General features: G+C 30.9%; 18 protein-coding genes and 1 pseudogene. 6 read left to right on the top strand and 13 right to left on the bottom strand.

Features of this window, described 5'->3' with window-relative positions:
* The 12 genes and pseudogenes from ACTG3V_RS10230 to dapF all read right to left on the bottom strand — a co-directional run.
* A pseudogene (locus ACTG3V_RS10230) lies at window positions 1–708 on the bottom strand (glycosyl hydrolase); the annotation flags it as partial.
* Window positions 709–957: 249 nt separating this feature from the next.
* Window positions 958–2,868: a 1,4-alpha-glucan branching protein GlgB gene (glgB, locus tag ACTG3V_RS10225; protein WP_439132068.1), complete on the bottom strand. Its 1,911-nt coding sequence runs from the start codon at window positions 2,866–2,868 to the stop codon at window positions 958–960.
* A gap of 3 nt (window positions 2,869–2,871) precedes the next feature.
* Window positions 2,872–4,500 carry a trehalose synthase gene (locus tag ACTG3V_RS10220; RefSeq protein WP_439132067.1) on the bottom strand — a complete coding sequence of 543 codons (1,629 nt, stop codon included), beginning with the start codon at window positions 4,498–4,500 and terminating at the stop codon, window positions 2,872–2,874.
* Window positions 4,501–4,505: 5 nt separating this feature from the next.
* The gene (locus ACTG3V_RS10215) at window positions 4,506–6,443 is read right to left on the bottom strand and encodes an alpha-1,4-glucan--maltose-1-phosphate maltosyltransferase (RefSeq protein ID WP_439132066.1); all 1,938 of its coding nucleotides are present in this window, start codon (window positions 6,441–6,443) and stop codon (window positions 4,506–4,508) included.
* A 31-nt stretch (window positions 6,444–6,474) separates the two neighbouring features.
* Window positions 6,475–7,740 carry a glucose-1-phosphate adenylyltransferase gene (locus ACTG3V_RS10210; protein WP_439132065.1) on the bottom strand — a complete coding sequence of 422 codons (1,266 nt, stop codon included), beginning with the start codon at window positions 7,738–7,740 and terminating at the stop codon, window positions 6,475–6,477.
* A 2-nt stretch (window positions 7,741–7,742) separates the two neighbouring features.
* On the bottom strand, window positions 7,743–8,948 hold the full coding sequence (gene glgA / locus ACTG3V_RS10205) for a glycogen synthase (protein ID WP_439132064.1): 1,206 nt from the start codon (window positions 8,946–8,948) through the stop codon (window positions 7,743–7,745).
* Window positions 8,949–9,156: 208 nt separating this feature from the next.
* Entirely contained in the window at window positions 9,157–9,744 is a 588-nt protein-coding gene (locus ACTG3V_RS10200) for a hypothetical protein (protein WP_439132063.1), read from the bottom strand.
* A gap of 83 nt (window positions 9,745–9,827) precedes the next feature.
* Entirely contained in the window at window positions 9,828–10,172 is a 345-nt protein-coding gene (rplT, locus tag ACTG3V_RS10195) for a 50S ribosomal protein L20 (protein ID WP_296634216.1), read from the bottom strand.
* Between the two features lie 143 nt (window positions 10,173–10,315).
* Window positions 10,316–10,513: a 50S ribosomal protein L35 gene (rpmI, locus tag ACTG3V_RS10190; RefSeq protein WP_439132062.1), complete on the bottom strand. Its 198-nt coding sequence runs from the start codon at window positions 10,511–10,513 to the stop codon at window positions 10,316–10,318.
* 127 nt (window positions 10,514–10,640) lie between these two features.
* Window positions 10,641–11,159 carry a translation initiation factor IF-3 gene (gene infC, locus ACTG3V_RS10185; protein WP_302849160.1) on the bottom strand — a complete coding sequence of 173 codons (519 nt, stop codon included), beginning with the start codon at window positions 11,157–11,159 and terminating at the stop codon, window positions 10,641–10,643.
* Window positions 11,160–11,265: 106 nt separating this feature from the next.
* Window positions 11,266–13,206: a threonine--tRNA ligase gene (gene thrS, locus ACTG3V_RS10180; protein WP_439132061.1), complete on the bottom strand. Its 1,941-nt coding sequence runs from the start codon at window positions 13,204–13,206 to the stop codon at window positions 11,266–11,268.
* Window positions 13,207–13,350: 144 nt separating this feature from the next.
* The gene (gene dapF, locus ACTG3V_RS10175; protein ID WP_439132060.1) at window positions 13,351–14,121 is read right to left on the bottom strand and encodes a diaminopimelate epimerase; all 771 of its coding nucleotides are present in this window, start codon (window positions 14,119–14,121) and stop codon (window positions 13,351–13,353) included.
* 129 nt (window positions 14,122–14,250) lie between these two features.
* Here dapF and ACTG3V_RS10170 point away from each other — a divergent pair, with 129 nt between their 5' ends.
* From ACTG3V_RS10170 to ACTG3V_RS10150, 5 genes are all read left to right on the top strand, one after another.
* Entirely contained in the window at window positions 14,251–15,645 is a 1,395-nt protein-coding gene (locus ACTG3V_RS10170) for a trypsin-like peptidase domain-containing protein (protein WP_439132059.1), read from the top strand.
* Between the two features lie 135 nt (window positions 15,646–15,780).
* Window positions 15,781–17,223 (top strand): glyceraldehyde-3-phosphate dehydrogenase, encoded by a 1,443-nt coding sequence (locus ACTG3V_RS10165; protein WP_439132058.1) that lies wholly within the window; start codon window positions 15,781–15,783, stop codon window positions 17,221–17,223.
* A gap of 440 nt (window positions 17,224–17,663) precedes the next feature.
* Window positions 17,664–18,998, top strand: coding sequence for a deoxyguanosinetriphosphate triphosphohydrolase (locus ACTG3V_RS10160; protein ID WP_439132057.1), 1,335 nt, complete (start codon window positions 17,664–17,666; stop codon window positions 18,996–18,998).
* A gap of 43 nt (window positions 18,999–19,041) precedes the next feature.
* Complete coding sequence (locus ACTG3V_RS10155) at window positions 19,042–19,446, top strand: hypothetical protein (protein ID WP_439132056.1); 405 nt, start codon at window positions 19,042–19,044, stop codon at window positions 19,444–19,446.
* Window positions 19,447–19,464: 18 nt separating this feature from the next.
* Window positions 19,465–22,977, top strand: a complete 3,513-nt coding sequence (locus ACTG3V_RS10150; protein WP_439132055.1) for a T9SS type A sorting domain-containing protein — start codon at window positions 19,465–19,467, stop codon at window positions 22,975–22,977.
* Between the two features lie 45 nt (window positions 22,978–23,022).
* Here ACTG3V_RS10150 and ACTG3V_RS10145 read toward each other — a convergent pair whose 3' ends face one another.
* Entirely contained in the window at window positions 23,023–24,792 is a 1,770-nt protein-coding gene (locus ACTG3V_RS10145; RefSeq protein WP_439132054.1) for a 1-deoxy-D-xylulose-5-phosphate synthase, read from the bottom strand.
* 56 nt (window positions 24,793–24,848) lie between these two features.
* Between ACTG3V_RS10145 and ACTG3V_RS10140 the strand changes: the two genes are divergently transcribed.
* Window positions 24,849–25,298, top strand: coding sequence for a nucleoside deaminase (locus ACTG3V_RS10140; RefSeq protein ID WP_439132053.1), 450 nt, complete (start codon window positions 24,849–24,851; stop codon window positions 25,296–25,298).
* The last annotated feature ends 56 nt before the right edge of the window (window positions 25,299–25,354 follow it).

The following is a 25,354-nucleotide window of genomic DNA, read 5'->3' as shown; positions in this document are numbered from 1 at the left end:
TGGTCCGTAAATAAAGTAGTAATTCATTTCACCACCTTGAGCCCAAAAACTAGTAACATTTCGACGTTCTTGCGCAAAATCAAAATGGGTCTTAAAAGTATTGTCGAAGAAAATACCATAAGATTTGTTATTTTGTATTGAGGTATAAAAAGGAATGGCTTTATAAATAGGGTCTGTGTTTTTACCAAAAGCGTAAGAATCTGTTACCCAATTCTCAAAACGTTTTCCTTTTAAATTTACATCTACAGGTTTATCACCTAAACCATAATAACTTTCAGCCTTTTGAGAAACTTTACTCATTTTAACGATGTCGCCACCAAATTCGTAACTCTCTTCCCAATGAAAACCAATCTCATCTTCATTAATTAACACCATGTCTAGTGCATCGTATAAACGTACTTGTAAACTCAATTTTTCTACTTTACAAATTAGTTTTGATGTGGTAACAATATAATGGGTATCATCTTCTGAGACTTCTAAAAAGTTATAACCTCTAGAAGCATGAATTGTTACTCCATAAGAAAAATCGTTTTCAAATTTTCCAGTTGTAGTGTATCTAAATCTTATTACACTGTCTCTTACTACAGTAAGTTGTAAAATAACATTGTTCTTTGTGGTAAAGTAAAGTGTATCTACATCTTTTCTGTAATCGACAATTTCTGATGGAAATAAATTTCCTTTTTGTTCTAATTCTGTATTAACAATCATTATTATAGTCTGTTTTAAGCTGATAAAAATCGTGAAATTAGCCTTAAATTTATATTAAAAAAGGATTTTTTTACGATAACGTGTTCGTCTGAATAAATGCTAAAATATTGCATATTTATTTAAAAATAAGCTGAATACCATTACATTTTTAAGAATTTTATAAGTCTTAATATTACGTGTTTTTTTTATGAAGTAAAAAAAAATAAATACCCTTTTTTATCAAATTCTTATTATTCTAAAAATGTAGTTTTATAGTTTAAATTTAAAAGCAACCATACCTAATGGAGGCAAGTTTAAGGCAATAGAATTTTGTCTATGATTCCATGCTATTGGATCTGAGTTTAGATTTTTATTTTGATAATTTCCTGTACCATGATATTTTGTAGCATCGCTATTAAAAACTTCAATTAAAGCGCCAGGTTTGGGTAAACCAATTCTATAATTTTCTCTAGGTATAGGTGTTAAGTTTAATACCACAATGAGGTTATCTACTTCTTCATATCCTTTTCTTATAAAAGACATTACCGAGTTTTCATGATCTCCATGATCAATCCATTCAAAACCTTCCGAAGAGAATTGTTTTTCAAATAGTGCATTTTCTTTTTTATAAAAAGCATTTAAATCTTTTACTAAAGCTTGTGCGCCTTTGTGAACATCATATTGTAATAAATGCCAGTCTAAACTTCCTTGAAAATTCCATTCGCTAGTTTGTCCAAATTCACCACCTTGAAATAAAAGTTTAGCTCCAGGATGTGTGTACATTAAACTGTACATTACCCTTAGGTTTCCAAATTTCTGCCATTCGTCTCCAGGCATTTTGTCTACAATTGCCTTTTTACCATATACTACTTCATCATGAGAAAGTGGCAGCATAAAATTTTCGGTAAAGGCATAATTTAAACTAAAGGTTAAATCGTTTTGATGATGTTTTCTGTAAATAGGTTCTTTGGCAAAATAATCTAAGGTATCGTGCATCCAACCCATCATCCATTTCATACCAAAACCTAAACCACCATCGTAAATTGGTCTTGATACTTTAGGAAAAGATGTAGATTCTTCTGCAATGGTTTGAACATCAGGAAAAGAAGCGTACACTTCAGTATTCATATCTTTTATAAAGTCGATAGCTTCTAAATATTCACGACCACCAAACTTATTTGGTTCCCATTCACCTTCTTCTCTAGAGTAATCTAAGAATAGCATCGAAGCTACAGCATCTACTCGTAAACCATCTGCATGGAATTGATCTAACCAAAAAATAGCATTACTAATTAAAAAGGCTTTAATTTCGTTTCTACCATAATTAAAAATTAAACTTTTCCAATCTTGATGATATCCTTTTCTACGATCTGGATGTTCATATAAATGAGAGCCATCAAAGAAACCTAAACCATGATCGTCTGAAGGAAAATGAGAAGGTACCCAGTCTAACAAAACACCAATTCCTTTTTCATGAAATTTATCTACCAAATATTTAAATTCATCAGGGTATCCAAAGCGCGCTGTTGGTGCAAAATATCCTGTTAATTGATATCCCCAACTTGGGTCGTAAGGATACTCCATAATAGGCATGAATTCTACATGAGTAAAATTCATTTCATCTACATAATTTACCAACTCTTCTGCTAATTCTCGATAACTTAAAAATCGATTTTCTTCAATTTGTTTTTTCCAGGAACCTAAATGCACTTCATACACAGAAAAAGGACCATCTAAAGCATTGTTCTTTTTTCTGTTTTTCATCCAATTTTTGTCTTGCCATTGGTAATCATCTTCCCAAACCACAGAGGCTGTTTTTGGTGGATGCTCACACCTTCTTGCAAAAGGGTCTGCTTTTTCTGTAATTATATTGTTGTTGGTACTTTGTATTTTGTATTTGTAAATATTACCTTTTTTAACATTGGGTATAAATCCTTCCCAAATACCACTTCCATCCCAACGAACGTTTAATTTGTGATCTCCTTCTAGCCAAAAGTTAAAATCGCCCACTACAGAAACAGATTTGGCACTTGGTGCCCAAACTGCAAAATAGGTTCCTTCTTCTCCATCAACATTTATAATGTGAGAACCAAATTTTTCGTATAATCGATAATGTTTACCTGCTTTGAAAAGGTTGATATCAAAATCTGTAAAAAGACTGTGTACTTTTGTTTGTGCCATAGTTTATGAGTTCAAAATATTTGCGATACCTTTTAATGGAATGATTGTCCATTTTGGTCTTGAGTTAAGTTCGTAGCCCAACTCGTAAATTGCTTTTTCTAATAAGCAATATTTTAATAAATAAATTCTTTCGTTTGTATAACCAATAGATAAATTGGCATTTTGCGTAACTTTTCTGTAGGTTTCTAGAAATACTGCTACCATATATTTGTAGAGTAACTCACCATATTCAGAAAGTTCTTCTTGTGTTTTAGTATAAGTGGTTTGATTGTTAAAAATGGTAGAATAAATAGCATAGTGAAATGATCGAAATAAGCCAGCTACATCTTTTAAAGGTGGTTGTTTTACTTTACGATCTCTAATGGTGCTTTCTGGTTCGCCTTCAAAATCGAGTATACAAAAATCATCTTCTTGTACTAAAATTTGTCCTAAGTGATAATCACCATGAATTCGAATGCGTTCTCCTTTTAATTTAGTCCAATCAAAATTTACCAATCGTTTTCTAATTTCATTTTTATTGTCTAAAAATTCTTGAGCCAATTGTAAAGAATTGCCTTCTAATTTATGCAGATTATTTTCTGTAAGATTTAATCTGTTTTGAAATTGATAGGTTAATCTGTTTTTTAACCAAACTGTATAATCGCCATTAAAACGAGTAGGCGTAAAGGCAGTTTCTTCAAATTTGGAGCCCAAGGCAATATGCATTTCTGCAGTTCTTTTTGCTAAAAGTTTAATTTTATTTAAAAGGTTTAAACCTATCCAATCTACAATTTGAGGAGGTAGTTCAGTTATTTTTTTTCTTTTAAATATTTCAATATCTGGTAAATTTTTAAAGTCTATTTTTTTGCTATCAATTGATGCATAAATAACATTCAATTCTTTTAAAAAGTACTCCCAAGCATCCCCTTTATTAGGGACTAACTTTTGCATTAAACCAATAGTAATGTTTGTATTTTCAGAATCAATAATATTCATACTTCCTAAATACGGTGGTGTATTTTTAAAATCTTTTTTATCAGATAAAAAATGACTCATTTCATAGTCTGGATTTTTATCCGCATAAATTCTTCTAAAAAACTTTAAAATAAAAGTATCATTATAAACAATAGAGGTGTTACTTTGCTCAACCCCCATGAATCTTGATGATTCATATTTAGGGAAATCAAAATTAGCTGTTTTATGATACTGAACAGGTGTTTTATCTATTGGTAAAGCTGTACAAATTCTTTGATAAACTACTTTTCTAAAGGCCTCTAAATGCATTGCATCTATAATAAAACCGTCTTGATTTTTGAGCTTTAAAGGTAAAATCTTACTTTCTTTTGCAAAGGCCTCATCACTTACAAAAGCTATTGGTAAAAAGTAATGATGATAAAAAGCTTCTTTGAAATTTACTTCTAAAATTAAGCCAAAATATACTTCATCTTTTTGTTGAATTCTAAAATATTCGCTTAATTCGATATATTTTAAGTGACTAGATTTTCCTCCATACCAACGTTGTTTTAATATATAATCTTCTAAAACATCAGATAAAAAAACTTTTATAAATTCTTTATCCTCTAAAATTTCTTCCCATTTATTTTCTGAGGTAAAAAGCGTAGATTTAGCACTGATGTTTGTTTTTGCACTCATTTTTTTTATTTATTAATTTTAAAAATATGGAAAGGTAATGTTGCGTGCAATTCTACATAATTCCATTCATGATACCAGTCATAAGAATTTCTGGTAATTAAATCGAGTACTTCTATTTTTTGGCCATGCTGTATACCCAGTTCATGAAGAGGTAATTGTACAGAACCTACTTGAGAGTTGTAAGCATCTAAACTAATTATAGTTAGTGTTTCGTTGGTTTTGTCTTGATTCCATTTATAAAAAGCAATTAATTGATCATTTTGCGTTTCTAAAAATTTGATATTGTTGGTTTGTTGATAAGATTCGTGCTCTTTTCTAATCGTATTGATTTTAGAAATTAACGTGGTGATTTTATTTTCTTTAAACCAATCGTAATGACAGACTTGAAATTTTTCTGACATGTAATATTCTTCTTTGCCAGCAATAGGTGTATCTATTCTTTGTTCATAAACAGGTCCATAAATACCAATATTAGAACTTAATGTTGCTGCTAAAGCATAGCGTAAAATGTACATGCTCTCTGGAGCACCTTGTAGGTGATGTGGGTTAATATCTGGTGTGTTAGGCCAAAAATTAGGTTTCATGTACTCTTTTTGTGCTGTTTGAGTTAATTCTGTCATATATTCCATTAACTCATATTTAGAAACACGCCAAGTAAAGTAGGTGTAACTTTGTGTATAGCCTTGTTTAGCCAACTGTTGCATAACTTTAGGCTTGGTAAATGCTTCAGCTAAAAATAAAACATCTGGATGTTGTTTTTTAACTTTTTCTATAATCCACCCCCAAAAGTAGTAAGGTTTTGTATGCGGATTATCTACTCTAAATACATTTATACCACAATCAATCCAATATAATAAAGTGTCTAAACACTCTTGCCATAGATTTTTATAGTCTTTACTTTCCCAATAAATAGGTAGAATGTCTTGGTATTTTTTAGGCGGATTTTCGGCATATTGTACAGTACCATCAGGTCTCCATTTAAACCAATCTGGATGGTCTGTAACCCAAGGATGATCTGGAGCAGCCTGCAAAGCATAATCCATAGCTACCTCAATACCTAAGTTTTTTGCCTCTTTAACTAAACTTTTAAAATCGTCTATAGTACCTAACTCTGGGTGAATATCTTTATGACCACCATATTTTGAGCCAATACCCCAAGTTGAACCTACATCACCATCTTGTGCAACTGTAGTATTGTTTTTTCCTTTTCTATTCACTTCACCTATGGGATGAATAGGAGGGAAGTACAAAGTATCAAACCCCATTTTTGCTACTCTTGGTAATAATCTATGACAATCTTTAAAAGTACCATGTTTGCCTTCTTCTTCTGATGCTGAACGAGGAAAAAATTCATACCAAGTAGAAAAACGGGCTTTTAATCGATCTACATAAACCTTCAATTCAGGCGTAGTTTGTGTAAGTAGTTTTTCTGGATTATTAATTAATATATTTGTAAGCTTTTCTGAAATAGCTTCCTTAATTGCTTCATGATATGTTTCTGAATTTTTAAAGATAAAAATTAAATGAAGTAAGTACTTCTTATCTTCCTTATTAACTTTATTGATAATTTTCTCTAATAATTCAGCACCTTCTAAAAGCTCAGAATTTACATGTTGATTGTCATCTATTTTTCTGTGAATTCCATGTTGCCAGTTTAAGGCATAATCTACCCAACCTTGTATTTTATAAGAGTAAAAACCTTGTTTAGAGCTTACAAAGCTAGCAGTGTATTCATCATTATTGGTAGGTTGCATTCTTGCCTCCGACCATTTTCTTTCAGATTCATGCTTGTATAATAAACTGGCTTGCAAAATATCATGCCCATCCACTAAAACATCTGCAGTAACATTTACAATTTCATTTACAACTCGCTTTATAAAAACAGTTCCATTATTTATTTGTGGAGCAACATTTTCGATAACAATTCTACTTTGGTTTAGCATTGATTTTTATTTGAAAATTTGTGTATTAATTTTATCCGATGTTGGTTCCGTTTGTAATGGTTGCGTCTTTTTTAATTACTACAATACCATCTTTAACCATATAAGTATCTGTTTCAGTATCTTCTATATGTCTGCCCCCATTAATTCTTACATCATCACCAATTCTACAGTTTTTATCTACAATACAATTATGAATATAGCATCGATCTCCAATACCCATCATTATTTCTATGTTTTCATTGGCCACTTGTTCTAAGGTTTCATAAAAGTCATTACCCATCATATACGTGTTGGAGATTAATGAGTTTTTACCTATTCTAGAACGGATGCCAATTACAGATCTTTCAATTTTTTCTGCTTGGATGATGCAACCATCACCAATAACAGCTTTGTTTAAAATGGAACCCGATATTTTTGATGTTGGTAAAATACGTGCTCTTGTGTACACCCCTTTTTCATTGTATAAATCAAATTGAGGTACATCATCTGTTAAACCTAAATTAGCTTCAAAGAAAGAATCTATATTTCCAATATCTTCCCAATAACCTTCATATTGATAGCTTAAAGTTTTATGGTTTTCAATAGCTTGAGGTATAATTTCTCCACCAAAGTCGTTTGTGTCTGGGTTATCCATCAGCTTTTTTAACAAATCTCTATTAAAAATATAAATACCCATAGAGGCTAAGTAATCTCTGCCTTGAGATCTCATTTCGTCTCCAACATCAGAGGTCCAATCTGGTAACAAATCTTCAGCAGGTTTTTCTATAAAGGAAGTGATAATATTTTCTTGATTTGTTTTTAATAACCCAAAAGATGTGGCATCTTTTGCGTTTACTGGATACGTTGCTATAGATATTTCTGCACCACTTTTTTCATGTTTATCAATCATATCATTAAAATCCATTTGATACAATTGATCACCAGAAAGAATTAATGCATATTCGAAATCATTTTGCAAAAAGTGATGCATACTTTGCCTTACAGCATCAGCTGTTCCTTGAAACCATTTATCACTATGAATGGTTTGTTCTGCAGCTAAGACATCAACAAAAGCAGAACTAAAAAAACTAAAATGATAAGTATTTTTTATATGTGCATTCAAAGAGGCAGAATTAAACTGTGTTAAAACATACATTCTTTTAATATCAGAATTGATACAATTAGAAATCGGGATGTCCACCAACCTATATTTACCTGCAATTGGCACTGCAGGTTTAGATCTGTCTTTAGTTAATGGGTATAATCTAGATCCTTGACCTCCTCCTAAAATTATTCCTAATACTTTGTTATTTATCATTTTTACTTTATTAGTGATTCGTATAATTCTTTTGTTTGTTTTGCAATTGATATCCAATCGAAATATTCTTCAACTCTCTTACGACCTTTTTTTGCCATACTATTTCGTAATGTTGGATTGCTAATTAATTTGTTGATGCCTTCAGCTAAATCTTTTGCGAATTTATCTGGATTCACGGGTTCAAAAGGTGCTGTTTTTTGTTGTTCTACAGGAACTAAGATTCCTGTTTCGCCATCAACAACAACTTCTTTAATTCCACCAACAGCACTTGCAACTACAGCTGTATCACAAGCCATAGCCTCAATATTAATAATGCCAAAAGGTTCGTAGATTGATGGGCAACAGAACACATCTGCATGAGAATATAATTGAATGATTTCTTTTTTGGTAACCATTTTATCAATCCAAATAATATTTTTACGCGTTTTTTTAACTTCATTAACCGCAGTTTCCATTTCAATACCAATTTCTTTGGTATCTGGAGCACCTGCACAAAGCACAATTTGTGTTTCTGAATCTATGTATTTTATGGCATTTACCAAATGAATGATTCCTTTTTGTCTGGTAATTCTACCCACAAAAAGCACATAAGGTTTGGTTTTATCCACGCCATATTCGTCTAAAGTAGCTGTTTCTGGTGTGGTAATATACTGTTGAAGGTTGATACCATTATAAATAACTTGTACCTTATTTTCATCAACATTAAAGTGTTTCAATACATCTTCTTTGGTTTCTTCTGAAACCGCAATTAAAGCATCAGCCATTTCAATAGCTGTTTTTTCAACCCAAGAAGAAGCGTCATAACCACGCCCTAACTGTTCTCTTTTCCAGGGTCTTAGGGGTTCTAAAGAATGTGTAGTAATTACTAGTGGAGTACCATAACATAATTTTGCAATAATCCCTGCAAAATGGGCATACCAAGTATGGCAATGCACAACATCTGCATCGATAACATCAGCATTCATATGAAGCCCAGTACTCAAAGTTTTAAAAACCGCCTTTAATTGGTCATCAGCATTGTCAAAGGTTGAATTTTCGTAAGGAAAACCCTTAACACTTAAGTTGCCTTGTTTTGAATCTTGATCTCCAAAACAACGAACATCAATGTCAATTAATTTAGATAATTCATCTGCGAGGTATTCTACATGTACTCCTGCACCACCATAAACATAAGGTGGGAATTCTCTCGTATAAAAAAGGGCTTTCATAAAATTTTAACGTTTAGGTTACTTGTTTTTTTGAGCACTAAAAGATAAGAAAATCCTATTGAAAGTTTAAAAAATAAAGACTTTTTATTTTTTTATAATAAAATTTATGAAACTGATAATATTAAACTTGCATTCAATTTTTTTGTTATAAAATTATCACCCATATTTATAATTTGTAATGAATATTTTAACACCAAGTTTATTAGAACTAACTATTTCTTGATTTGTTAATCTCGTCTTGTAGTTGTCTTCTTAATTTTTGTTCTCTTTCTAATGATTTTTTTCTGTGTTGTTCAAATTCCTGCTCAACATCTAACAAATTATTTTGTGCTTCTTTAGTAAGCGTATTGCTTCTAAAAAACTTAAAAATAAAGTAAAAAAGTAATAGAAGTGATATGATAATGATACTCCAAAGTAAAAGATTGTATTTTATTTTACTCAACTCAATACCAAATAAAGAAATTGAATTTTCTTTTTTATTTGATGCAACTAAATCTGCTTGGGTTTTAGACAGTAGTTCGTTGGTAGTCTTTATTTTCTCTCTTTCGGATTTTAATAAATTTTCTTTTTCAGAAATTTGAGTTTTGAGGTTCTTTATAGAATCTAGTACATTATTCTTTAGCGCTTGATATTTATCTTTACTAATAACCTTGTAAACTTGATATGTAGTAGATATTCTGTAAATTTCATCGAATTGACCTTGAATCGAAGTGTCTTTTTCAGTTTCAGGTGTTTCTTGAGAGAACAGAGTTAAGCTAAAGGATAAAAAAAGAAAGAATATAAGTTTTAATTTCATTATTTTGAATTTTGCAATGTAAATTTAAGAAAAAAACCCAAACGAAAACGTTTGGGTTTTAAAATATAAGCAAGTATTAATATTTATTTTATTTTCTCTACAACTGCCTTAAAAGCGTCTGGGTTATTTACAGCTAAATCTGCTAAAACCTTACGGTTTAATTCGATGTTGTTAGCTTTAACTTTACCCATAAACTGAGAGTAAGACATTCCGTTTAAACGAGCTGCTGCGTTAATACGCGTAATCCATAAAGAACGGAAGTTTCTCTTATTGTTTTTTCGGTCTCTATATGCATAAAGCATACCTTTTTCAACCGCATTTTTTGCTACTGTATAAACGTTTTTTCTACGTCCGAAGTAACCTTTTGCTGCCTTCAAGATTTTTTTTCTTCTATTTCTTGAGGCTACTGAATTTACTGATCTTGGCATAATTCAAATTGTTTTTTGTAGTAGGCGACTATGAAATTACGAATAATTAATTACGAATTGAATAATTCTTAATTGAAAACTCATAATTTATAATTCTTTTTTTGCCTAACTCCATGGTTAATAATTAAATTCCCTTATTAAACTTATTTTAAGTTTAATTGTTGTTTAATGTTCGCTTCATCAGACTTGTGTACTAAAGTATGATGAGTTAACTTTAATTTACGTTTTTTAGACTTCTTTGTTAAAATGTGGCTTTTAAACGCGTGTTTTCTTTTTAATTTACCAGTACCTGTAACTTTAAATCGTTTTTTAGCACTAGATTTTGTTTTTAATTTAGGCATCTCTCCTTCGTTTTAACTTGCTTAATATGTTTCGTTAAAAAAGTTAGAAAGTTGGTAAAATTTAAAAGTTAAGCGTACACTAAACTTTATAAACTTTAAGAACAATTAAACTTTAAGAACGCTTATTTTATTTCGATTTTTTTGGAGCGATAAACATAATCATACGCTTACCTTCTAACTTTGGTAATTGCTCAACTTTACCATATTCTTCTAATTCTTGGGCTAATTTTAATAATAAAATTTGTCCTTGTTCTTTAAAAATAATAGAACGCCCTTTAAAGAATACAAATGCTTTTAATTTAGCACCATCTTGTAAAAACTTAATGGCATGTTTCTTTTTGAATTCGTAATCATGCTCATCGGTTTGAGGTCCAAAACGAATTTCTTTAATAGTAACTTTCGTTGCTTTTGCTTTTAAAGCTTTTTCTCGTTTTTTCTGCTCATACAAGAATTTCTTGTAATCAATAATTTTACAAACAGGAGGTTTGGCTTTCGGTGAAATTTCTACCAAATCTAACTCTTGTTCTTTGGCCATTTGTTTAGCTTTCGCTAAAGGATAAACACCAACTTCTACGTTATCGCCAACTACACGAACTTCATCAACATACTTTATTTTGTCGTTAATTCTGTGTTGATCTTCCTTGATTACTCTTAATGGTCTTCTAGACCTACTTCTTCTAATTGCTATGACTAATGAATTTTAAATTTAACTTAATGGTTTTTTACCTATACTTTCTTGAACTCTAATATAATTAAAATTTTTGTAATGTTTTACTTTCTTCTTCTTTTATTAAAGATTTAAATTCTTCAATAGTAAAAGTTCCCAAATCTCCCTCTCCATGTTTTCTAACAGAAACGGTTCCATCTTCTTCTTCTTTTTCACCAACAATCACCATAAATGGAATCTTACTCACTTCTGCATCACGAATTTTACGTCCTGTTTTTTCGCTTCTATCATCTACGAGGGCGCGAATTTCGGAATTTTCTAACGATTCTAAAACTTTTTTGGTATATTTTTGATATTTCTCACTGATTGGCAGTATGATAACTTGATCTGGAGTTAGCCAAAGTGGGAAATTACCTCCAGTATGTTCTAATAAAACTGCAATAAAACGTTCCATAGAACCAAATGGTGCCCTGTGAATCATTACTGGTCTGTGAGATTGGTTATCAGAACCTGTATAACTTAAATCGAAACGTTTTGGTAAGTTATAATCTACTTGAATGGTACCTAGTTGCCAGCTTCTGCCTAAAGCATCTTTTACCATAAAGTCTAATTTTGGTCCGTAAAAAGCTGCCTCACCTTCTTCAATTACATAATCTAATCCTTTATCTTTAGCAGCAGAGATAATTGCATTTTCAGCAATTTCCCAAGTTTCAACATCACCTATATATTTTTCAGGATTACTTTTATCTCTAATAGATACCTGTGCTGTGAAATCCTCAAATCCTAAAGAACCAAAAACGTATAAAACTAAATCGATAACTTCTTTAAATTCTTGATCTAATTGTTCTGGTGTACAAAAAATATGAGCATCATCTTGTGTAAAGCCTCTAACTCTGGTTAAACCATGCAATTCTCCACTTTGCTCGTATCTGTAAACTGTTCCGAATTCTGCAAATCGCTTTGGCAAATCTTTATAGGAGTATGGTTTAAAATTATACACTTCACAATGGTGAGGACAGTTCATCGGTTTTAATAAAAACTCTTCATCCATTTTCGGAGTTTTTATCGCTTGGAAACTATCTTCTCCATATTTTTCATAATGTCCAGAAGTAACATACAATTCTTTCTGACCAATATGAGGTGTCATCACCATTTCGTAACCTGCTTTTTTCTGTGCTGCTTTTAAAAAGTTTTCTAAACGTGCACGTAAAGCAGCACCTTTTGGTAACCATAAAGGTAAACCAGCACCAACTTTTTGAGAGAATGTAAAAAGTTCTAGCTCTTTACCTAATTTTCGATGATCACGTTTTTTAGCTTCCTCTAAAAGTTCTAAATACTCTTTAAGCATTTTTTGTTTTGGGAAAGAAATACCGTAAACACGCGTTAATTGGTTATTTTTTTCATCACCTCTCCAATAGGCACCAGCAACGTTCATAATCTTTACAGCTTTTATGATTCCTGTATTCGGAATGTGTCCTCCTCTACATAAATCTGTAAAATTACTATGGTCGCAAAAAGTGATGTCTCCATCTGTTAAGTTTTCAATTAACTCAACTTTGTATTCGTTATTTTCGTTTTGATATTTTGCAAGTGCATCCGCTTTAGAAACTTCACGCATTGTAAACTCGTGTTTTCCGCGTGCAATTTCTAAAAACCTTTTTTCTATGGCTGCAAAATCTTTTTCAGAAATGGTTTCATCACCTAAGTCTAAATCATAATAAAAACCATTATCAATAGCCGGCCCAATGGTTAATTTTGCATTGGGGTGAAAACTTAAAATAGCTTCTGCTAAAACATGGGCAGATGAATGCCAAAATGCTTTTTTACCTGCAGCATCATTAAATGTATGTAAAACTAAAGCGCCATCTGTGGTTAAAGGTGTTTTGGTTTCTATGGTTGTACCATTAAAACTTGCAGAAATTATATTTCTAGCTAAACCTTCGCTGATGCTTTTTGCGACATCAATAGGAGTACTGTTTTTAGCAAACTCCTTAACACTGCCATCTGGTAAAGTAATTTTAATCATTTAGTATAAACTATTTTTTAAGGGTGCAAAGATATTAAAAACAATATTTCATACAATATATTAATGTGTTATTAATACTTGTTGATTTGTAATATTATTTAAGTGATTGAGGTTTCATTTGATGATGATGTTTTAAAAAAAAAGCTAAACAATAATTTCTCCACTAAAAACAAATTCTGCAGGTCCCTTTAGAAATACGTTTGTGTAAACACCATTATTTTCGTTGAAAGAAACTTCTAGCTTTCCACCTTCAACAGGTAAAGAAATCAAGTTATTTTTCGTTTTATTGGTTTTATGCATAGCAATCGCCACAGCAGTTACACCAGTTCCACAAGCTAAAGTCTCATTTTCAACCCCTTTTTCATAGGTTCTAACCCTAAAAGTAGTTTCATTTATTTGTTGTACAAAATTTACGTTCGCACCAGGATTATCATAAGAATATCTAATCTTTTTACCATTCTCAAAAACAGGGTAATCGTTTAATTCGTCAACTAATTCCACATGATGTTGCGTTCCTGTATATGCAAAAACGGAATTCTCATTTACTATTACTTCATCAACATCTATCATTTGTAAAGAAATAATACCATTATTAATTTCAGCAAAATGAGGGCCATCAACAGCTGAAAAATTTGTTTTCTCTGTAATAATACCCAAATATTTAGCAAAAGCTACAGCACATCTAGCACCATTGCCACAAAAGGTTTGGCTGCCATCTGCATTGTAATAAATCATTTTAAAATCAAGATTTTTATCATCTTCAATTAAAATAATACCATCTGCACCAATACCAAAGTGTCTGTCAGAAATTTGTGAAAAAATGTCAGTTTTTTCTTTTGGAAAGGTTTTTGCTCTATTGTCAATCATCACAAAGTCATTACCAGTTCCTTGATATTTATAAAAGCTTAAATTCATATAACAAAGATAATGATTTGCCGAATAAAAAGTGTCTGTTAAATCGTGGTTAAAAATCGTTAAAACCGAGTTAAACAGATTTTTTAAAAATGTTAAAATTGTATATTTGATTAAATAAAAATTAAAATTATGAAGAAATTTTTTGGTTTAGTAGGAATGGCAGTTTTAGGAGGTGCTCTTACCTTAGGAGGCTATAAATTGCTTTTTAATGAAACAGTTGTGTTAAAAAATAAAACTGCGGATACAACAGGAATTATTCAAACAAATTATAATCCAGGTTTTAATACAAAGCCTGCTGCTATTGATGCAGCTTCAATTGATTTTACTGTTGCAGCAGAACGTACAGTGCATTCTGTTGTACACGTTAAAAACACTTCAGTTAGAACGCAGAGCAATCCGTTTGCCATTATTTTTGGTAGTGGAAACGCTGAAAGAAAATTTGAACAAGTTGGTACAGGTAGTGGTGTTATTATTTCAGCAGATGGATATATTGTAACAAACAACCACGTGATTAATAATGCAACCTCTATTGAAATCACTTTAAATAATAAGAAAAAGTATGAGGCAGAAATTATTGGAACCGACAAAAATAATGATATTGCTTTATTAAAAATCGATGCTGACATAGATTTACCATATACACCTTTTGCAAATTCAGACAGCATTAAAATTGGAGAATGGGTGTTAGCGGTTGGGAACCCTTATAATTTAACTTCTACAGTTACTGCCGGAATTGTAAGTGCAAAAGGAAGGGATTTAGAAGGTAACAGAAATATTGAATCTTTTATACAAACAGATGCAGCTGTAAACCCTGGTAATAGTGGAGGTGCATTAGTAAATACTAGAGGAGAGTTAGTTGGAATTAACACAGCAATTACTTCTAAAACAGGTTCTTTTATTGGATACTCTTTTGCTGTACCCTCTAACATTGCCAAGAAAATTGTAGATGATTTGTTAGAGTTTGGAGCTGTACAAGAGGCTATATTAGGAGTTGGTATAGACAGAGAATATGATGATGAAGGTGTAAGAATTGGCGAAGTTTATTATGATGAAAATGCAAATAATGCGCAATTAAAAAAAGGAGATATCATTAAAAAAATTAACAATGTAAAAATCTCTAAATTCTCTGAGTTAAAAGGGCAATTAACAGCAAAAAGACCTGGAGATTATGTAGATGTTGTTATTGAAAGAGATGGCGAATTAATCAATAAAAAAATTGTGCTTAATAAAAGAGATACTTTCATTTCAAGAATATTAGGGGTTTCTTTAAAAGATTTAACTGACAAAGAAAAGAAGAAATACGACTTAAAAGGAGGTGCAAAAATTATTGAAAATGCAAATAGAAATTTAAGTTATTATGGTGTAGAAAAAGGATATATCATAACTCAAGTTAATAAAAAGCCAGTTTTATCTGCATCAGAAGCAAAAAGTATGATTGATGAAAGCGATTTCGGAAGTGGAAGACCACTATTTTTAGAAGTCATTAATTTAGAAGGAGAAATAGAAAGGTATGCTTTAAAATAGAAAGTAGAAAACAAACAACTGTAAAATCCTGATAGAAATATCAGGATTTTTTTATGTTTAAAATTTTTACGAAATCGATTTCGTATTTTCAAAAAAAGGAATACTTTTGCACGAACCTTAAATTAATTAGTAGCTATGTCAACAACCCCAAATTACGAAAAAGAAGTAGTCTTTCAAGCGCAAACTAGCAGAGATACAGTAGAATTTATTAATGTTGTTTACGATTTATGGTATGATAAATCTATAGAATTGGTGCTTTTTAGAAATCCATTAGTAGATAAAAGAGCAGGAGAAGTGCTTAATTTAATTCGTTATGCAAAAGAATTTGTAAATAAAAAAATTTCTATTCAAGATGTATTGAGTATTGCAAAAGCCATACAACAAATCGATTTACCCTCTTCTAAATTAGACATTGGCAAATTGGCATATGAATGTTATTTAAATCCTAAAGGATGTCATGACAAAGTAGCTTTTGTAAAAAAACAACTAAAAAATGCAAAAGAAGCTAAAAACATTGTTCCTAAAGATGTAGTTTTATATGGTTTTGGTAGAATTGGGCGCTTGTTGGCAAGAGAGTTAATGACCAAAATGGGTAAAGGTGCTCAATTACGATTAAGAGCCATTGTTACTCGTGGAGAAATAACCCAATCTGTTTTAGAAAAAAGAGCATCACTTTTACGAGTAGATTCGGTTCATGGAGATTTTTTAGGAACCGTACAAACCGATCTTGAAAACCAAGCTTTAATTATTAACGGCACAACTGTACATATTATTTCCTCTAATAATCCTGAAGATATTGATTATACACAATATGGAATTAAAGATGCCTTAATTATAGATAATACAGGTGCTTTTAGAGATGATGTTGCATTAAGCAGGCACTTAAAAGCAAAAGGAGCAAGTAAAGTATTGTTAACAGCACCAGGTAAAGGAGTGCCAAATATTGTGCATGGTGTAAATCATAAAAAATACAATCCAGATAATGTTGATATTTTTTCGGCAGCTTCTTGTACAACAAACGCCATTACTCCAGTTTTAAAAGTTTTAGAAGATAATTTTGGTATTAAAAAAGGACATTTAGAAACGATTCACGCCTACACAAACGACCAAAATTTGGTAGATAATATGCACAGTAAATACAGAAGAGGTAGAGCTGCAGCACTAAATATGGTTATTACAGAAACAGGTGCAGGTGAGGCTGTTGCTAAAGCAATTCCGGTTTTAAAAGGTAAATTAACTTCTAATGCAATACGAGTTCCTGTGCCTAATGGATCTTTAGCTATTTTAAGTCTGCAATTAAGAAGACCCGTAAATACTGAAGCAGTAAATGCTATTTTAAAACACAATGCTTTAGAGGGTGATTTGGTAGAACAAATAAAATATTCGTTAGATAACGAAATGGTTTCTTCAGACATTATTGGCTCAACAGCACCATCTATTTTCGATAGCAAAGCCACAATTACAGATAAAGAAACCATTGTGGTTTATGTTTGGTATGATAATGAATATGGTTATTCTCATCAAGTAATGCGTTTGGCAAAACACATCGCTAAAGTGAGAAGGTATACGTATTATTAGTATGATGTTTTTTAGATTTTATAGAGTATTTATAATTAATATATCAACCATTTTAACAATTAAAAAAAATACAAAGTTTTCCTCAAGATAATACCCATAACATTTTTGTTTTGGGTATTTTATTTTAGATTTTTTGATGATTTTTCAAGCCTTTTTACAAGGCTATACCTAAAACCTAATGTTTATCAGTTGATTATAGTTTTTATGAATTTAACCATAATTAAAATTTTTTAAAATTGTATTTTTTTAAGTTTGGAGCTTCTATTTTGTTTGTTTGATTTCCTCTAGATATTTTCTACTGATATATCGTAAAAATCATAAGTAAAAAAAATACAACAATCAACTACAGGTTCTTTTTTGTATTTTCGAACTTTTATCTTGTTGAATTCAATTCAGTTTAAAATAAAAACATAAAGTTTGATAAATAAATTAAGCATATCATGAACTGGGAACAACTACTTTCTTTAAAACGTTTTGGAGATACCCAAAAAAGACCAAGAATAGCTCAAGACGAAACACGATTGGGTTTTGAAGTAGATTTTGATAGAATCATATTTTCATCAGCATTTAGAAGTTTACAAGACAAAACACAAGTAATTCCACTTTCTGAAACCGATTTTGTACACACACGTTTAACGCATAGTTTAGAGGTTTCTGTGGTAGGTAGAACTTTAGGCAGAAGAGTAGGTAAAGTATTACTAGAACGTCATCCCAAATTAGTAGAACTTGGGTATACTTTTAATGATTTTGGAGCAATAGTCGCTGCAGCATCAGTTACACATGATATTGGAAATCCGCCTTTTGGACATTCAGGAGAAAAAGCCATTGGAGAATATTTTAAAACAGGCAATGGTTTAAAATACAAAGAGCATTTAACACCAAAAGAATACCAAGATTTAGTTGATTTTGAAGGAAATGCAAACGGATTTAAAATCCTCACAGAATCAAGAGAAGGAATTTTAGGCGGTTTACGTTTAAGTTATGCCACTTTGGGAGCTTTTTTAAAATATCCAAAAGAAAGTTTACCAAAAAAACCTACAACACATATTGCCGATAAAAAATATGGATTCTTTCAGTCAGAAAAATCAGAGTTTTTGGATGTTGTAGAAGAGTTAGGAATGAAATCTAAGTCTTCAGAAAACAGTTCATTTTATAGGCATCCATTAGCATATTTGGTAGAAGCCGCAGATGATATTTGTTACACAATTATTGATTTTGAAGATGGTATTAATTTGGGTTTAATTGATGAAGACTATGCTTTAGAGTATCTTTCTAAATTGATTAAAAACATCAACAGAGAAAAATATTATGAACTGCAACACACTAAAGATAGAACTGCTTATTTAAGAGCCATAGCCATTAGTGCACTGATTGATGAGGCTGTAAATATATTTTTAAATAATGAAAAGGCAATTTTAGAAGGCGATTTTGAGAAATCTTTATTAGACAAATGTAAGTATGAGGCACAAATAAACGACATTATAAATATTAGCATTGAAAAGATATACAATAGTAAAGAAGTAATTGAAAAAGAAGTGGCTGGTTATAGAATAATTGCAGATTTACTAGATGTTTTTGTAAACGCGTTAAATAATAAGTTTACAGATTCACAATCTAATTTCGATAACTTGGTATTGAATTTGCTGCCAAAAGAATATCAAATAGAAACCAACAATCTATATCAACGAATTATGCAGGTATGTAGTTATGTTTCAAGAATGTCAGATGGTTATGCTATTCGATTACATAAAAAATTAACAGGGAATATTATTTAGTATCTTTTTAATATAATATCTTTAGTTTTTTAAATTAATGAATATGAATACTAAAAAAAAATTGTTAGTTTTTACAATTATTTGCTGTTCATTTATTTTTTGTAAAACCAAAAAAGTGAATGAAACCAATATGCAAGAAAACAAACTAACTACTACTAACAAAAAAATAACTACAGATAAAGTCTATAATTTCGATAAATCTAAAGTATTGATTTTAAAATATATAGTTGATAAAAATCCTATTATTAAATACAATTATAAAGTTATTGATGTAAAAACTCAGAAAGAACTAAAAGAAGGTGTTTTTACTGGTGATAAAATAGAATGGCTAGATAATAATACATTAAAATGTACTCCTTATGTTGGTATGGTTAAAAAAGATGATGATCGAGTACTAGAAAACACTACCAAGAATAACGTAAATTTTATAACTATAAAAGTAAATTAATTCAATATAAATTAGAAAATGAAAAAAAACTATTGGTCAAATGCATTGTATTTAAGTCTATTCGCATTATTTTTTTGGAGTTGTCAGCAAAATGAAACGAAAAATATTCTAAATCAAACTGATAAAAACTACAAGAACTTTAAGGGGTATAAAGAAACACCAAAAAAAACTAAAAAAGAAGCTGATCGAAAAAAAGGAATTGAAAAAATTGCAGACTATCAAAGAATAATCAGAAAAGGTATTAATGAAGAAAAATCATCATATAAAGAAGGATACCTTATAGAAGAGTATAACAAAGCTAAGGTAAATAAGTTAGCTAGAAAATCTAAAAGTGTATTAAATCCTATTTTTACAGAAAGAGGTCCAAATAATGTTCCTGGACGTTCTAGAGGTATAGCCATTGATCCAACAAATTCAAATAGATGGTTTATTGCAACAGTAGGTGGTGGTTTATGGCTTACAGAAGATGCTGGTAGCACTTGGGCAAGCATAACCGAAAACAAAATCCCAAATTTAGCAACATCCACAGTTGTAATTAGTCAAACTAACCCAAATGTTCTGTATGTTGGTACTGGTGAACCTTTTGGAAATTTAGGAGCTATTGGAGGTTCTGGCGTTTTTAAAACTATAGATGGTGGAACTACATGGCAAAGTCTAAGTGCAACATCTTTTTATGGTGATGTAGGTAGAATGATTATTAATCAAAGTGATGATAATAGTGTAGTGATTGGTACTACTAAAGGAATTTATAAAACTGTAAATGGAGGTACTAGTTGGATTCAAACATATTCTGGTGGTAATGTACAAGATTTAGATGTAGACCCAACAAATTTTAACAATCAATATGGTTCTGTAAATGGAGTTGGAATCGTAAAAAGTACAGACGCTGGTGAAACTTGGACATTAGCATTTGATACAGCAGATGTTAATACGAGTCATGCAAGATTTGAAATGGATGTTTCTGAAGTTAACCCTTCTATTTTATACGTATGTGCTTATTCTGGCTCAGGTGGTACAGTAAGTACCAATACAGATTTGTATGTTTCTAAAAATTCTGGAGCTACCTTTACAAATTTAAAAGCAACTGCAAGTGCCATAGATGATAGATTAGATTTAGTAGCTGGTCAAGGATGGTATGACAATATAGTTTTAGCACATCCTTTTAATGAAAATATTTTTTATGTTGGTGGTGTAGAATTATTTAAAGTTACTATAAGTGACAATAATACATTTGAAGCAGTTGAAATGGCTGCCACACAACAAAACAGCAACTTAAATCAATTAAATACAAATGTACATGTAGATCAGCATGGTTTAAAATCAATTAAAGGAGCAAATAATCAATTTCAATTATTATTAACCAATGATGGTGGTGTAAATTTGAGTAATTTAAGTACTGATCCTGGTGTTAATAGAGGAGATTGGACAGATGCTGTGAAGGGAAAAAATAGTACGCAGTTTTATGGAGCAACAAAACAAAATGGATTTGATAATTACCTTGCAGGTGCACAAGATAATGGTTGTTGGATATCTTTAAACAATGATGCAACTAAAGATAAAGAGTATATTGATGTATGGGGTGGTGATGGATTTGAAGTAATTTGGCACTATGATAGGCCAGGAGACTTTTTAGTTAGTTCGCAAAATAATGTAATTGGAAGGTATGTTAATAATGCATATGCTGGTTTTTCCAGAGTATCACAATCACCAATTTTTTATACTAAACTTTCAAATTCAGATAGCAATCCAGATGTAGTTTTTTCTGTTTCAGAAAGTGGAGTGCATAGATCTCAAGATTTTGGTGAAAATTGGGAGTCGATAAATATGGGGTCAAATTTTTCTCCGGGTTCTACGAGTGCTTTTAATGTAAAAGTATCTAAAGCGGATGCGAACATTGTTTGGGCTGGTGCTGCTATGACAGAGTCTGGCTCATTTGTTTTAAAAGTGTCAGAAGATAATGGGTTAACATTTAACTCAGCAGGTACTTATGATAATCCAAGAGGAGATCATAATTTTTTTATCTCTGGCATAGCTACATCTTATACAGAAAGAAATAGAGCTTATGCTTTATTTTCTTCAAATTTAGCACCAAAGATTTTAAAAACTGAAGATTTAGGAAAAACATGGGAAGATATTTCTGGTTTTGCTAGTGGAGGTCTTTTAAACCTTTCTGGTTTTCCAAATGTAGCAGTACATTCGGTTTTAGAAATGCCTTTTAACAAAGATATTATTTGGGCAGGAACAGATATTGGTATTTTTCAGACAGAAAATGGTGGTGCTAATTGGAGTATTATTTCAGATTTTCCTTCAGTAGCAACTTATGATATGAAGATAGTTAACGACCAAATTGTAATTGCCACTTATGGTAGAGGTATTTGGTCTGCTACAATTCCAGAGTTAAATTCCTTTACACCTGCAAAATACCTTGCTTTGCCAGAAATCTCTACTGGCCAAGATATAGAGAATGGTAATACATTAATAACATACAAAATCATAAGTGATGATGTTAGTAAAGCCAAAATATTTATAGATGATGTAGAGCAAGAAGAAATAATACAAAACTTTGTTTTAGGTACTGAATACACTTATGTAGCTAATGACCTAACAGAAGGCGAGCATAAGGTAGGGATCAAATTATTTGATGAGACAAATAATATTGAAACGCCAGTTGTTAATAAAGAGTTTTCAGTGATAGATTTTAATATTCCTAGCGAAGCTATGGAAATAAGTGAATTTCAGTCAACAGATGCTTATATTTTTAATAATAGCTTTCGTTTAAATAATGGTTCTGTAAAAAATGAGTTAGGTAGTAACATCCTATATTCTGTTATTAATAATGCTGATCACCCTTATAAAGATAACAGTGTATATAGTATGATTTTAAGGCAACCTTTAATTTTATCAGCAGAAAATGATACCTTTATTTATGAAGATGTTGCCATAGTTGAACCCTTTACAGATGATTTAACCGATTTGAGTCAGTTTTTTGATTATGTAATTATTGAAGCATCAACAGATTTAAAGAACTGGGTAGAATTAGATAAGTATGATGCAAGAAGATTTCCTGAATGGATAGAAGAATATAACAAAGACGTCAATACAAGTGTTACCGATAATTTATTTAAAGAACAATCTATTGCTATTTCAAGTAAAGGTTTTTCTTACGGAGATACAGTAGTTTTTAGGTTTTCTTTAATTACAGACCCTGCAGCAAATTCTTATGGCTGGGCAATAAAATCTATAAATAGTGCTCCTACATCATCTGTAGATGATGTTTTAACGGGGTTAACTTCTTTTACAGTATATCCAACCATATCAAATGGTAACTTTACTGTTTTTGCAAAAAGTAAAACAGGTAAATCTAAATTGAATATTTTTGATATTGCCGGAAAAGAGGTGTATAAAACACAATTAAATTTTAACAGCATAGAGAAACAAAAACTTTCTATAAATGTAAATGCGGGTGTGTATTTTGTTAAACTTACAGCAGAAGATGGTAAAATATCAACACAAAAAATAATTATTGAATAATTTTCAAAAAACATCATAAAAAAAGACGTCAATTGACGTCTTTTTTTATGAATAAAACTCAAAAAGCTTCTTTAAGCTATTAGCATCTAATCCCAGTTTGTGTAAAAGTCTATTTGTATTTCCATGTTCTATGAACCTATCAGGAATTCCAAGAATTTCAATATTATTTTTATAATGATGTTTAGCTGAAAATTCTAAAATAGCAGTTCCAAATCCTCCTATTGCAACACCATCTTCAATGGTTATAATAGTAGTGTACTTTTTAAAAATTTTATGGAGTAGTTTTTCGTCTAGGGGTTTTACAAAACGCATATCAAAATGTGCAATATCATTTCTATTTTTAGATAAACCAATCGCTTCTGTAACATTTTTAGCTATTGAACCTATAGATAAAACTGCAAGGTTATCACCTTCTTTTAAACAAATTCCTGTACTTATTTGAATTTTCTGAAAAGGTTTTTGCCAGTAAAGCGTATTTCCATATCCTCTTGGGTAACGAATTGCAATCGGATTTTCTAACCCTAATTGAGCCGTATATAAAATATTGCGAAGTTCAATTTCGTCTCTTGGAGCACATATTATAAGATTAGGTATGCATCTTAAATAGGCCAAATCAAAAACTCCATGATGAGTAGCCCCATCTTCACCCACCAAACCTGCCCTATCTAAACAAAAAACAACAGGTAAATTTTGCAAAGCAACATCATGTATTATTTGATCGTATGCACGTTGTAAAAAGCTAGAATAAATATTGCAAATAGGCATTAATCCTTGCGTAACCATTCCAGCAGCTAAAGTAACAGCATGCTGTTCTGCAATACCAACATCAAAAGTTCTTTCAGGAAATTTTTCGAACATCAATTTTAAAGAACTACCAGTTAACATGGCTGGTGTAATAGCTACAATTTTTTTATTTTGTTTTGCTAATTCAACAATAGTTTTGCCAAAAACATCTTGATATTTGGTGTAAAGATTTTCGATGTTTTTTTGTCGTTCACCAGAAATTTTATCAAATTTTCCTGGTGCATGATACGTTACTTGATCTTCTTCTGCTTTTTGTAAACCTTTACCTTTTGTGGTAATTACATGCAGAAATTTGGGGCCTTTTACAGTTTGTAATCGTTTTAATTCTGATAAAATTTTTGGAAGGTGATGCCCATCTATGGGGCCAGAGTAATTAAAATTTAATGCTTTTATAATGTTGTTTTGTGCGGCTAACCTTTTATCACTTTTAACCTTAGTCAAATACTCTTTTACAGCACCAACTGCAGGATCAATACCAATGGCATTATCATTTAAAATAATTAATAAATTTGCTTTAGAAACTCCAGCATGATTTAAGGCTTCAAAAGCCATTCCACTTGCAATGGAAGCATCACCAATTACAGCAATATGATGTTTTTCAGTAGCGCCTTTTAAATTAGAGGCTATTGCCATGCCTAAAGCAGCAGATATTGAGGTAGATGAATGTCCAACCCCAAAAGCATCATAGTTACTTTCATTTCTTGACGGAAAACCAGCAATGCCTCCAAATTGTCTATTGGTATGAAAAATATTTTTTCTACCTGTTAAAATTTTATGTCCATAAGCTTGGTGGCCAACATCCCAAACCAGTACATCTTTAGGAGTGTTAAACAAATAATGAATTGCTATGGTTAATTCAATAACTCCCAAACTTGCACCTAAATGGCCTTCTTTAGTAGAGACAATATCAATAATAAACTCCCTTAATTCTTTAGCTAATTGAGGCAGTTGTTCAGGATTTAATTTTCTTAAATCTTCAGGGTTTGAGATGTTGTTTAATAAATTTTTCACGTTACCACAAAAATACAATTTAAGTTTTTGTAATATTGATTTTTATATTCTTAAAAATGATACAACCTTTTGATGATACTTATTTTATGAAAAAAGCTTTGCAAGAAGCTGAAATTGCTTTTAACAAAGGCGAAATTCCTGTAGGTGCAGTAATAGTTTTAAACGGCAAAATTATTGCAAGAGCTCATAATTTAACAGAAACATTAAATGATGTTACTGCCCATGCAGAAATGCAGGCTTATACTGCAGCTGCTGATTATTTAGGTGGTAAGTATTTAAAGGATTGTATTTTGTACGTTACTTTAGAGCCATGCCAAATGTGTGCAGGTGCAAGCTATTGGGCACAAATTGGTAAAATTGTTTTTGGTGCCTCTGAACCAGAAAAGGGTTTTATGATTTTAAAAACAACTTTACACCCAAAAACAAAAGTGGTTTCTGGAATTTTAGAACAAGAATGTTCTCAAATATTAAAACGTTTTTTTATCGAAAAACGTAATTTGAATTAATGATTTGTTAAAGTTTTGTAAGAGCTTGTCTTTTCATGTAACTTTAAAGATTAATT

It is taken from the genome of Polaribacter sp. (assembly GCF_965660385.1).
Classification (GTDB): Bacteria; Bacteroidota; Bacteroidia; order Flavobacteriales; family Flavobacteriaceae; genus Polaribacter.
Note: the sequence above shows the minus strand (reverse complement) of the source record. Positions and strands in the feature narration are given on the sequence as shown.